This is a genomic window from Candidatus Cloacimonadota bacterium (genome assembly GCA_016932035.1).
Lineage (GTDB): Bacteria > Cloacimonadota > Cloacimonadia > JGIOTU-2 > JGIOTU-2 > Celaenobacter.
In genome coordinates this window covers 1-12799 of sequence record JAFGDR010000008.1, presented here as the reverse complement: position 1 = coordinate 12799, position 12799 = coordinate 1, and the positions used below count along the sequence as shown (strand labels likewise).

General features: G+C 39.7%; 11 protein-coding genes and 2 tRNA genes. 6 read left to right on the top strand and 7 right to left on the bottom strand.

Going from position 1 to position 12799, the window contains the following annotated elements; all coding sequences use genetic code 11:
* Positions 1 to 47: 47 nt before the first annotated feature.
* From JW794_00860 to JW794_00830, 7 genes are all read right to left on the bottom strand, one after another.
* Positions 48 to 611: a hypothetical protein gene (locus JW794_00860; GenBank protein MBN2016677.1), complete on the bottom strand. Its 564-nt coding sequence runs from the start codon at positions 609 to 611 to the stop codon at positions 48 to 50.
* A gap of 117 nt (positions 612 to 728) precedes the next feature.
* Positions 729 to 1487 (bottom strand): DUF4097 family beta strand repeat protein, encoded by a 759-nt coding sequence (locus JW794_00855; GenBank protein ID MBN2016676.1) that lies wholly within the window; start codon positions 1485 to 1487, stop codon positions 729 to 731.
* Between the two features lie 54 nt (positions 1488 to 1541).
* Positions 1542 to 2747: a PDZ domain-containing protein gene (locus JW794_00850; GenBank protein MBN2016675.1), complete on the bottom strand. Its 1206-nt coding sequence runs from the start codon at positions 2745 to 2747 to the stop codon at positions 1542 to 1544.
* A gap of 437 nt (positions 2748 to 3184) precedes the next feature.
* On the bottom strand, positions 3185 to 5503 hold the full coding sequence (locus JW794_00845; GenBank protein MBN2016674.1) for a T9SS type A sorting domain-containing protein: 2319 nt from the start codon (positions 5501 to 5503) through the stop codon (positions 3185 to 3187).
* Between the two features lie 29 nt (positions 5504 to 5532).
* Positions 5533 to 8295: a T9SS type A sorting domain-containing protein gene (locus JW794_00840; GenBank protein ID MBN2016673.1), complete on the bottom strand. Its 2763-nt coding sequence runs from the start codon at positions 8293 to 8295 to the stop codon at positions 5533 to 5535.
* A gap of 18 nt (positions 8296 to 8313) precedes the next feature.
* Positions 8314 to 9066, bottom strand: a complete 753-nt coding sequence (locus JW794_00835) for a PTS sugar transporter subunit IIA (protein MBN2016672.1) — start codon at positions 9064 to 9066, stop codon at positions 8314 to 8316.
* Positions 9067 to 9151: 85 nt separating this feature from the next.
* Entirely contained in the window at positions 9152 to 10432 is a 1281-nt protein-coding gene (locus JW794_00830) for a cation:proton antiporter (protein ID MBN2016671.1), read from the bottom strand.
* A 142-nt stretch (positions 10433 to 10574) separates the two neighbouring features.
* Here JW794_00830 and JW794_00825 point away from each other — a divergent pair, with 142 nt between their 5' ends.
* The 6 genes from JW794_00825 (at position 10575) to JW794_00800 (ending at position 12772) form a co-directional block, all read left to right on the top strand.
* The gene (locus tag JW794_00825; GenBank protein ID MBN2016670.1) at positions 10575 to 11060 is read left to right on the top strand and encodes a nucleoside deaminase; all 486 of its coding nucleotides are present in this window, start codon (positions 10575 to 10577) and stop codon (positions 11058 to 11060) included.
* Positions 11037 to 11128: transfer RNA gene (locus tag JW794_00820), tRNA-Ser, on the top strand. Before JW794_00825 ends, JW794_00820 begins: the two co-directional genes overlap by 24 nt.
* 10 nt (positions 11129 to 11138) lie before the next feature.
* Positions 11139 to 11230, top strand: a tRNA-Ser gene (locus JW794_00815).
* A gap of 170 nt (positions 11231 to 11400) precedes the next feature.
* A complete protein-coding gene (locus tag JW794_00810; GenBank protein ID MBN2016669.1) occupies positions 11401 to 11661 on the top strand; it encodes an RNA-binding protein in 261 nt (86 codons plus the stop codon).
* A 133-nt stretch (positions 11662 to 11794) separates the two neighbouring features.
* Positions 11795 to 12340, top strand: coding sequence for a hypothetical protein (locus JW794_00805; GenBank protein MBN2016668.1), 546 nt, complete (start codon positions 11795 to 11797; stop codon positions 12338 to 12340).
* A gap of 132 nt (positions 12341 to 12472) precedes the next feature.
* A complete protein-coding gene (locus JW794_00800) occupies positions 12473 to 12772 on the top strand; it encodes a hypothetical protein (GenBank protein ID MBN2016667.1) in 300 nt (99 codons plus the stop codon).
* The last annotated feature ends 27 nt before the right edge of the window (positions 12773 to 12799 follow it).

The window sequence follows — 12799 nt, the reverse complement described above, 5'->3', positions numbered from 1 at the left end:
AAGGATGAACATGATAACAATGATCTGTATTTTAAAAGAAGGAAGTTTCATGATTCGAGTTCGCGTAGGGAAAAGGATGGTGAAGAATATGAGGGAGGTGAATTATTCCAGTATTTCATCAACTCGATATTATTTTCCATTTCCTCAAGATACACCGGTTTTAGAGTAGCAGTGATCTCAAAAAAGTACCTTCTTCCCTCTTCAAAAAAATCAATATGCTGGATAGCTAACTCTTCAAGCCGGACGAAATGTCTTTTTGCTTCCAGGAAATCAAGATAAATGGTACTTTCCCCATTTTCAGTAAAATCAATAGTATAAACCCTGTCCACAACATCATAGGTGATGACATGTGTTTCTGAGTTGACATGAAGCGGGATATTGTTACCCTGCTCATGTATCCTGTAGGTAAATTCCAACAAAATTCTTTGCCCGGACTGCATGATCTGTTCAATATCTTTATTATAGCAATTGGATAATTGTCCTGTGAATATCAACACATCATCCTGCAGGCGATAGGTGCAGTTTTCGAATATAGGGGTTAGGTGCGAAGAGAACAATGAGCTGGCGGCTATGACTAAAGATGTTATTTTTTTCGATAAAGATCCGAGCATTAGTATACTCCTGACATTACGTGTTTACATTCCTGGCTATTCATAAAATTATGGCAAGTTTATAATAAAAAAAGAGGATAAGTTTGGTTGGAACCTATCCTCTTTCAATTGCTATGTTTATAGTTCGACAGAACTCCCATTATTACGATAGTTAATCTTGCCAATGCCTGTATTAAGGTCATGTTTTTCAAATTGAGATTCTGATACGGATATATTTCCAATACCTGAGTTGCACTCTGCCACTTTTGCCGTTGAGTTATATACATCAATATTACCTACTCCTGTATTGCAATCAAGTCTTTCTGTGATAAGGGATTTAATAAGGATATTTCCAGCACCTGTATTCATTTCTATTGCATCGGTTTCAGCGTTGGTAACCATTATATTCCCGGCACCCGTTGAGAACTCCATAAACGGATACGTGCAATTACTGAAATTCAGATTTCCTGCACCGGATTCTACCTCAAAGGCTTTTCCTTCGATGTTATCAATCAGGATATTTCCAGCACCTGTTTCTATATCAATAGAAGATTTTGAAGGTATGATTCCTTCGATCGATGCAATGGCAAATGGTTTTCCTGAAGCTGTTTCGCCAACTAGTTTACCATTTTCTAATGACAACATTACATCATTCTCATATCGTTCCCATACTTTTACTTCTAATTGATAGGATGAATCGCCTTTAAGAGAAATATTTCCCGAGTGAGCTTCAACAGTGAATGTATCATATGTTTTACTATCTGTAAGCGTGATAACTCGAGAATGTTCAAGTGTAATGCCTTTCACGCGTATTTTATCGCCATCGAAGCGGATCTCACAGGATGCGAATAGCAGAGGAATGAGTATAAGTACGATGAGTAGCTTAATTATTTTCATGAATGACTCCTTAAAAAAGCCCCGTCGATAATGGCGGGGCTTTATATAAACCTTTTAGAATCCGAACCATGGACCAACGCTGATCGTTAGGCCATCAAGTTTGGTTTCAGGTGAATTCTTCACTTCAAAGATGTCATCGCAGATATTTGCATTCCAGCCGCTATGGTATGAGTAGCTGAGCATATATCCAACTGCTGCACGAATACCAAGCCAGTCTGTTAAGCGATATAGTACTTCAAATTTTGGTTGGAACAGAATGTAATTTTTCTCAAGTTTTACATAGTTATTATTAGAACTTGCAAGTTGAGTGTTCAGCTGGTTCCAATCATAGTTATCACCAACATGAGAAAGTTCGAGTGTATGACCTCCCCAGCCAAGCATAAAGCCAAGGGATGTAGCAAGGTTCTTGCTGAGCATTAAGCGCTTATCAAGTGTAACACCACCAAATCCAAGACTATATTTCATGCGTTTTACACCAGTAGTATCGATCATCTTTCTGTCGATATCATACCACTCACCCAAGCCGCCAAGGAACCAATTCTTGCCAATATTACCCTTACCACCAAAGCCATTCAGGAACATGCCGTCTTCTCGAAGAGGTGCAAAACCGAATGCTTTGATGATTTTGTTTACGTCTTCAAATTTATTTTTGTCAACGAACCACATAGGTATCCAGCTGCCACCGCCTCCACCTGCATCCAATTTTGGCTTTTGGGGTATAATCATCTGGCCTGTTGTTTCATCAACTTTAGGTTTTTGACGTGATTGAAGAACTGCAACAGTCTCATAAATTTGTTCATTTCTGAAAAAGACAATATCAACTGCATCGCCGACTTTTTGGCTCTTGATCATTGTTGAAAGCTGAGCTTCATAGCGTGGTTTTTGACCGGCGAATTCCATAATTATGTCACCTTTCATCAAACCTGCTTGTTGAGCTGCTCCACCCGGAACAACACCAGAAAGAAGAACACCATAATTATAATCATAGTGCATTTCATAGGCTTCTTTGAATGTCAAATCTGCAAGGTAAACACCAAGAAGTGGTGAATCTTCACTATAATCTCCCATTGAGATCTGGATTGATTTCTTGATTTGTTCTTCCTGCAATTTCTTGAGGTCCTTGAGTTCAGATAGGTCAATGTTGATGTCAACATCTTCTTGTCCCCATCCATCAACCATATACGTAAATGGATGGTCTGCATTGAGTATGGTTGTTGCTCCAAGGAGCAATACAACCAGGATAACACTTAACTTTTTCATCTTGTTTCTCCTTTCGTTAATACGAATTTTTTGAAAAAGGGAGGGAAGCGGGGGACTCTTCCGTTTGAGAGGAAGAGGTGCTTCCCTATGTGAAGCTATGTTATTTCTTAGGGAGGTTATATAGCTTTTTTCTATGTTTCCATATTAAAATAATTGAACTATGCTTCATGTGAACACCTCTATGTACTTTTTCCTTTTATACTTTACAAGTTCTGTGCCAAAAATTTCCGCAAATTCTATAATCTACATGCATAGTGTAAGTTAGCTTAAATTTACAGAAAATCAAATTGTAGGATTTATGTGTTTTACCTATTTTGATTGATATATTGTATATCAAAATGATATATCGGATAACCATTCGCAAGGTTTCGTTCCTTAACCATTGCGAAGGTTAAAAACCTTACGGATGGTCGCAGACCTCCGTAATGGTGCAGATGTTATTTTATCACAACCACCTTTTGTATGATATGTTTATCTTCTGTTATTAATTTTATAAAATATATCCCTGAACTCATTTGCTCCGCATTCCATTCCATTGTATGATTTCCTGCAGGTTTTTGTTTATCGAGGAGTGTTTCGACAAGCTGTCCTTTTAAGTTATATATCTGAATTTTCACTTTTTCGGGATGGGGGAGAGAAAAAGAGATATTTGTTAAGGATGAGAAGGGATTGGGGAAAGCAGGTGAAAGAGAAACTATATCCTGTTCAGGATTCTGAGGATCATTGCTGACGGGAACTTCAAAGTATTCCATGATCCTATTCATTACTTCTGCTCTGTCTGCAAGGGTTGAAATACCCTCAAAGCCAAAACTCATGAGTACACTCTTATATAATCCATCATATCGAACACCGCAACTGACCGGACATCCATCATATGTCAAACAGGTTACTGCTTGTGCGTCAGCACAAATTGCACTTTGTGTAATCTGATTATTCGCGCCATTACCTCCTGAAATAGAGAATGTTATTCCGTCACCGACCGGATCGGCATCCAATCCGGAAACGTCATAAAATGGCCATGCTTCGAGTTCGAGCTGGGCATGAAAATAATCAGAAAAGAGGTCAGTGCCATTGATGCACTCACACACATCCTGCCCGGTGAGAAATACATTTCCACCTGAATCCATAAAATCTTTGAGCAGCATTTTTTCAACCGGACTCAGTATATCTTCGCTAGCATCTCCGGTGAACCAGATGAGTGATCCGTAGGCATCACAAAGAGCGATAGGAATTTCTCCAAGAAAGGATGTATCCCACTCATGACCTGTCCTGCTATGCTCAGTGAGTGCGTCCTGATAGAATGAGGAGTAGTTGTTTTCGGGATCATCATTTACCAGCAGTAAGTTTCCTGAACCAATGAATACAGAGAAGTCATATACGTATTCGAAATCATAATCTGTTACAAGTGTTATTGAAAAATCAACGGTGTGCGGTGTCATGTCAGTCACTGCCTGGATAATAAAAGGATCACCACCATTATATCCGAAATTACCTGCGTTGACCGTTCCAAAATCGACTTCATCATTAAGAATGTCAACATCGGGATCATCTGTATGCAGAATACCGGTTACGCCAGTACTTGTAAAGGCAGGTTCGAACATGAGATAGAATTCTGCTGATTCTTCGGATTCGATTATGTAATTAGCATTATCGTCTTGATACGAGAAGTTCAAAATATCATATCCGCTGTAGTTGAGAAATTCGAAATTTGCAACGTCGACATACACAAGATTTTCAAAATCTCGATATGTTGAGATGAATGTCCCACAATTATTGATATCGTACATTGTTGACCACTGAGTTCCGTTTGTTTGATTACCCCATGAAACATTGGAAAGCAATTCAAAACCTTCACGAAAATCAACACATCCACCGTAATTTTGAAGAGATGTATACAGGATATTGTATCTCCAACATCCATTTAAAAGCTGGTATAGCGGGATGTTATAGATGTGTGAGTTCGTCAGTACCTGCCAATCCACTGTCGGCACGATCGCTACGAACTGGTCGACAACATATTCGAGGATATATGATGCTTCGCTTGCATCGGTTACGATGTAGTGGTGTGAAAGGATGTCATTATTTGTTCCGGTATCAAAGACATTATAGCTGTTTGCGATTGCCAGTGCCTCATCGACCGTACTTGCATAGTCTAGCACTTCTCTAATAACACGAGTTACCCATACACTTTCCTTGGTTGGATCAACCTGGATTTGAACACCCGGCACGTATGCTATACCAATGGCGAGACCAGCTTCATTCACGCCATCTGCAGCAAAATAGGGAGAAAAGAGCAACCTCAGGCTTTGGTTGTATGAAAGATTTTGAAAATTCGTTCCAGCAGGAAGCCCGATGTCTGCCAAACGGTTAAGAGCAATATTTGAATAGCCATCAGGCGGATTATATCGACCGACGAGAATATCACAATAGGGATTATCGAAATTCCTGCCCATGAGGAGTTCATCTACATTACCGAGTGCAGAGAAGAGACTGCAGAAATAATTGTTGGTATTTTGATTTTTTCCGTCTGCAAACCAATTGTTCACAATATCGAGGAGATATTGATAATCACCGACAAAGTCGATCGTGTGGAATTCGCCGATATGATCAAAACTCTGCAATGTTTGTGTGGTATCGACACGTGTAATTTTAGTTACGATTTCATTTTCTGCACAAAGAGTGGTGGTAGAAATTGTTATAACAAGTGCACAGAAAATAATTAAAGCAAGACCACCTTTTGTTTTCTTAACGTTCATGTTACCCCTTTTGCCCGAGGGCAATTTTTTTATTTTATCAGAATTACTTTTTGAACCTTTGACACTTCTTTTGAAGAGAGCTTTATGAAATAGATGCCTGATGTAGAATTCTCTGCATTCCAGACACATGTGTGATTACCAGCTGGTTTGATTTCGTCAAGTATTATGTCAACAAGCTGTCCTTTGAGATTATAAACTTGAAGCTGAACTTTTTCCGTTCTTGCGAGCGCAAAGGATATTTCTGTTGAACCGGAAAAGGGATTTGGGAAGTTTTTCATACTCAGATATTGCTGTTCCGGTTCGTTATCGTTACTGACATTTGGTTCATAGATGAATGAGCCGTAGATTTCGTTGTATCCTCCGAAACCAAGCGCTTGCAACCAGTAATAATATAGGGTAGTTATACTTGCAGTTTCATCATTGAAATCATATATATGAGGATTAGTCGTTGGTGCATGACCGGGAATTATGGAAGTATTTATTTGGTAAGCAGTAGCAAAATCATCTGTAACTGATCTATACAAATTATAGCCAACAATATCGGTTTCACTGAGTGTGACCCATGTTAGATGAACCGATCCTGTTGAGTCAGCATATGCAGCTTCGAAGGATGAAAGTTCTATTGGGGAAAATACTTCATCATACGCATATATCTCGATATCATCGATATTCCATCCGCAGTAGCGCCAACCGCCATCTGTTTGACCCATAACCCAGCGGAGATATACTGTTGGTTGGTCATCTGCATATTCGGAGATATCGAACTCCATCTGTGACCAAGCTTCATCCTCGATCGTTTCCTCATTTTCCCAGATCGTATACCAGTTCATTCCATCATTACTGATACGCACGTATGCATGATCATACTGCGGCTGTTCGACGCCGAGCCATCGCCAGAACTTCAATGTCACACCATACATGTCCGAACAATTAATTGCAGTAGTTGTTAGATTTGTTTCCGGGAGATTATTTGGATAGTCTCCGGAGAGGTTATAACCCATCACATAATTGCCGGTATATCCTGCTGTCGGATCGGGTCCTCCATATTGACCACCGCCGCCAGTTGGCTGTCCGAATGCCCACTGATTTTCCATGTTCCAATTCGGATCAAGGTCCATATACCAGCTGTATCGGAGCGTTGGTTCACCGACTGCGAGTTTCACTTCGAGCTCTGTATCACCATAATGATTAGACAGATTCGTGAAGTATAGTGCCTTTGAATGAACACCGCTCGGAAGCATGTTTGCATTAGTGTTAATCTGAACTGTTATTTCTGCGGTATCACCTGGGGCAACTATGCAGAAGATGTCCCCCGAAAGTGTTATCCAGTCACATGAGAGATCGTGAGTAACTTCGATAGAGATCGTTGTGGCTTCATTATTTATTATAGAATATGTTTTTTCAACAGGGGAGAAGGGACCGCCTTCCGGACCTGATGAGTCGAATGATTCTTCGGGAATTACTTTTATACCTCTCGATTTTGTCAGCGCTTTAATACAGAAGTTTGCTGTCTCATCCCATGAAGGATTCGTAAAATTGTAATTATAAAGATCCTGCCAGCTGAATCCATCATGATAATAGCTTTCATCGGGATTTGCAGAGGATTCAACAATTGTTCGGTAATCTGCTCCGAGAAGAACCGGAACTTCTGACGTTCTGTCGATAGCATGTCCGCCGTCTGAAAACATGATATAAACATAGAAATCATCAGCATCTTCGAGCATGACTGGTGTGTCTAATGTGATAGTATGAAAGCCGGTATATTCGATATTTCCTATTTGAGATGTGAGTTCGTTTTGGAGGATTCCACTCTGAAAATCATCATAGATTTTTATCGTATAATCGACATCATCGGTTGCGGTGAAAAAGGAAACAGCTTTGAGTACTTCGTCATCTTGCGCTATGAATTTATTAAATGCTTGATTGTACTGTGTGAGCGTATCTCTCCATCCGTGATAGTCATGATAATAAATTCTATTATATGGCTGAAGTACGGCATTGTACAGTGAGACTGCGCCCATTTCGGGATTTTGTCCGCAATGTTTATCATAATAGGATATCCAGAAGTAGCCGCTGAGTCCCCAGCTTGCACCCCAGCTATTCTTTATCAGCCATGCACCTGGAAGAGGAGCTTGCGTTACTTTGTTATCATCCCAGCCGACAATAGCAACTGCATGATTCGGATCGAGAGAGGATGTTGGAGGTTGATAATGTATATAACTGCTTATGAATTGTGAGTCATAACATAAACAGGTGCCCATGACCCCATATTCCATCACTTTATTTTTTATCGTATTGATATTACTCAAATCGCTTCCCGCAACATACCATTCGATATCATTTACGTAGTAGAAGTGGTAACTTGGTTCGGAGCGCGACGGTGCAGTTGAATAGGATTGACCGTCGATATCACGCACTGCCCCTTCACCGCGTGAAAGGTACGCTGCTGTCACTCGATAGTCACCACCCTGATGCACTTCCAATCCACTTCCGGATGGTGGGATAAGGTCATCATTATTGAACTGATTAAATCCATTCCACCAGTCGAGATGATATTCTGCAAGATTCGGTTCTCCCACTTCACCGTGTGCAGCCCAGATGCCTGTTATCAAAAGATTTCCTTCGATGGATGCCATTGCACCATGTGTCCAGCACGTGCCGCCGGTCTGGTTTTTTACAGTAGTCACATAGTTTTGCCCATTCACATCGCGAAGATCGTATGTTGCAGGTGGATCTGCTTGCAAGGGTTGTAGTATGAGTATTAAGGTTGCAATAAGAAATAATTTTTTCATGACGCTCCTATTTTTTTTTTACATATATTCCATCGTGCCTTTGACGAAATGAATGTCAAGCGCAATGATGGATGCCCCTCCGCGTTTATCAAGGTCTCCAAGCAGATTTTCTACACTGCGTATGATCGTGTGAAGCTCAGATTCGCTGATAATTGCAAAGATGGTCTTACTGTAATTTTTATTTTCACCAAGGAAATTTATAAAATCGGCAAAGAGCGGGACTTTTGTGAGAATTCCACCCATGCCCTGTGAATCGATCACCGTTGAACCTTTCACGCCGAGTTCAAGAAAGAGTTCCATGATATCTTCAAGAAATTTCTGTTCGTAAAGAATGATCATGAGAAGCTTCTTTTTTTCTTGGGGAAGGTCCTTTCTAGCTTCTTCACCGCTGTACATAGCGATCGTTTCATAGATGGATTCTCCGGAACGGGCTGCGATAAGTTCATTTTTCACATCTTCATCTCTGAGCATTCGCGAAATTGCCGAGAGCATTTTAAGATGTTCATTGGGTGAATTTGATGGACCGAGCAGCACAAAAAATATATGCACTTTCCTGTTATCAATTGCTTCAAAAGGAACACCCTTCTTGGATGTGGCAAGTGCAAGGACAAAGTCATCAAGTCCTTCGATCTTAGCATGTGGAATGGCAATACCGCCGCCCAATCCTGTGCTTCCAAGCTTCTCCCTCGCTTTCAATGCTGTATATATTTTTGCCGAATCAATATCTTTTAGTTTCGGGCATTTCTTAACGAGAACAACGAGTTCGCGCAATACCTCCTCCTTGTTTTTCGTATAAAAAGAGGTTGCACAACTTTCTCTGCATAATTTACTTAGTAAAAACATTTTTTACCTCACACTATAACTTTATACCTGTGCCTTTTATGATTGCCCATCTTGAAAGCACAGGTCCGATAAGTTCGTTTATGAACACCGAGAAAATAACGATATTGACCATATTGATGGCCAGGTGCTGCATCTCAAAGGTTGCATTTGCTATGATTGGAGAAGCTTGGATCATGAGAACAAGACCGATAGCGACACCGGCTTGCGGGAACATGCATATACCGAGATACTTCTTTGTCGGTTCATCAGAATGAGAGGTCATGGCACCGAGATACACACCAAAATATTTCCCTATCATACGTGCAATTACAAAGATAACCCCAAGAATAAGAATACCCGGTTGGGTAAAAATACCAAGCTGGAGTTCAGTACCTGCGATTGCAAAAAATAAAGCATAGATCGGCGGGGTCAATCCTTCGAGTATCCTGGATATTCTTTGATTTTTTGGTGAGAGATTTACAAGTGTCGCTCCGATAATAATGTTTGTTATCAAAGGAGAAATATGAAGCGGATGGGCGAGGCTGATCACAATAAAAATGATACCCAGTGCAATAATCATGATCTCGCTTTTATTTTGTTTTTTATGTGTTGTCTTATGAAGGATAAATCCAACAACGATACCAATAATTATCGAGAGGAATATCTCACCAAGTGCAGTGAATATCATTATCATCGGATTGTTTTTTATACCACTGATATTCGGTAATGTCAGACCAACAAAGGCAAATACAAGTCCAAAAAGAATAACCGAACCAGCATCATCGAGCGCAACAAGTCCATAGAGATAATCAATGAATTTTCCTCTTACACGCAGTGCCTGCACGATCGCTACGGTTGCAGCCGGTGCGGTAGCAGTTGCAATTGCACCAAGGAGAAGTGAGAACTCATATTTAAAACCAAAAAGCATTAATGCACCGGAAACGAGTGCAAAAGTGAGTCCTATCTGGAAAAAGGTCAGGATGATCACTTCTTTGCCGATTGATTTTAGTTTAGATCGTGAGAATTCACCTCCGATCGCTATAGCGATAAGTCCGAGTGCGATCTCTGTTATGGGACGCAATGCGTGAACCATTTTCAGTTCGATCACATTCCCAATTGATTCTCCAAGGAGAATACCAGCAATAATGTATCCTGTAACAACGGGGAGTTTGAGCCTATCGGCTAATTTTCCAAGAAGGTAACCAACGATGAGAACGATGCCGATTGCAAAAAGGATGTGGTGACTCACCAGGTTACGGATCGCAGTCATGATGAATTCAAATGAGGTGGTGAGCCAGTTAAATACAGATGACATTGAACATCCTTTTGAAAAAGTTTTTGTTAGTTTGGAAAATGAGTTTAAAATTGGTCAATATCTTTATTCGCTTGTTGGGTTTTTGGTGTGAATGAGGAAAAATTGACAATGAAAACCACCTCAAAATAAACAAGCACATTCGATGAAAGCACATAGTGATGAAGACTGGATGAGGGTTGCCCTCGAAGAAGCGATAAAGGCATATCGTGAGAATGAAATTCCTGTTGGTGCTGTGATCGTTAAAGATGGTCAAATCATAGCCAGAGCACATAATTCGACCGAACATCTGCAAGATGGACTTGCTCATGCAGAAAAATGTGCTATCGAAAGTGCTCAAAGAGTTTTTGGTAAGTGGCTACAGGGATGCACGCTGTATGTAACCCTCGAACCCTGCACAATGTGCGCTGGAGCACTTGTTCTTTCACGTATCGATAGAGTAGTTTTTGGTGCATTCGATGAAAAAAATGGCGCATGCGGTTCTTTATATAATATTCTTTATGATACGCGGTTGAACCATAATCCCGAAGTTACGAGTGGGATTTTAGCTGATAAGTGTGGGGAGATATTAAGTAGATTTTTTCAACAGAAACGAACAAAGAACAACGGAGAGGTGTCCGAGCCGGCTTAAGGAGCACGCTTGGAAAGCGTGTGTAGATCACAAGTCTACCGCGGGTTCGAATCCCGCCCTCTCCGCCATTTTTTTAATGGAGAGATGCCGGAGCGGTCGATCGGGGCGGTCTCGAAAACCGTTGTCCGTCGCAAGGCGGACCGTGGGTTCGAATCCCACTCTCTCCGCCATTTTGTAATAATATTTTTACACTTCTTGACTTTATTATTAGGAAAATTATGAATGTCTTAATCGTAAAAATACGATACGTTCAACATATTATAATAGTGAAAGTAGATCTTTGTATCATCTATTCTTCATGATTTAATATGAGAACAAATAACATAGGAGAATAGAAAGAATGCAAGGCAAGAAACTCTATGTAGGTAATCTTGATTATTCAGTCACAAAAGACGAACTTTCAGAAATGTTTTCTGAGTTTGGTGAAGTGGTTGAGGTTACTGTCATTGACGGAAAAGGGTTTGGATTCGTTGAGATGTCAGAATCATCTGAAGCTGAAAATGCAATGAATGATTTGAACGGAAAAGATCTTAAAGGTCGATCCCTGAAAATCGATGAAGCACGACCTAAAAGAGATAATCGAAGAAACTTTAGAAGATAAAGAATCACGTATTGTCACAGAAGCGGCATGATCAAAGAATTGGTCATGCCGTATTTTAATGAAATTATCAGGCAATTATTGACAGAAAAACAAGCGGAAAAAGTTCTCATTCTTAAATGCTGGATAATCTAATATGACATGTAATAAAAATGATACTCGCGAGTTATATGGCGAATTGAAACTCACCGAGGAGAGCGTATGGTATGCAGTGTATACAAAACCTCGGCATGAGAAGAAAGTAGCTGCAAGTTGTATAGACTATGGGATTTCATATTATCTACCCTTGCAGGATAGTGTGCGATATTATCAGAATCGAGTAATCACTTTCACTAAACCATTATTCTCAAGTTATATTTTTTGTAATTGTTCTCATGATCAAAAAACCAACCTTTATCGAACAGGATTACTCTGTTCGTTCATACCTGCACCAGACCAGGAATTGCTCATCCGTGAATTGAAACAAATACATAATGTGCGAAATGAGGGAGTAAAACTTGTTCCGCATAAATATCTTACTCGTGGAAGAAAAGTACGGATTGTTCGGGGACCTTTCAAAAATTACATCGGTAAGATTTCCTATAAAAGGGGAACATATAAATTAGTTCTCAATATAGATTTAATAAGACAAGCAGTTGCAGTTGAGGTTAACGCAGAAGATATTGCTTTAGTTGAGGAATAAATTTTTCCTATAGTTAACGATTTTGTAACTTATATGGTTTTTATCCAAAAATCCGTTTTTTTTTATTTTTTATTGACAAGGAAAATTCTCTTGACGATATATTCATAAAAATAAATTCTTCTAAAGAAAAATATGAAAAAGAAAGCATATGTAACAGGTATATTAGTTTTTGTTCTTAGTACATTTTTTATCTCATCACTCTCCGCATTCGATTCTTTAATTATTCCAACTTCAGAAAAGGATGCCCTATATGAAGAAGCAATGCAGTCATTTTATGACGAACTGGTCAACTCACTCTATATTAATCCTGAAGATCCTGAAGATAACATCGGTCCTAAGCATGAAGAAATTGAACTTGACCGAAGAGGGCATAGAATTCGCATTCCTACTTCTGAACATACAGATAAAAAATTTATTGAGACCGAGAATTAATAAAAGTTCAAACTAACTTCATTTTTT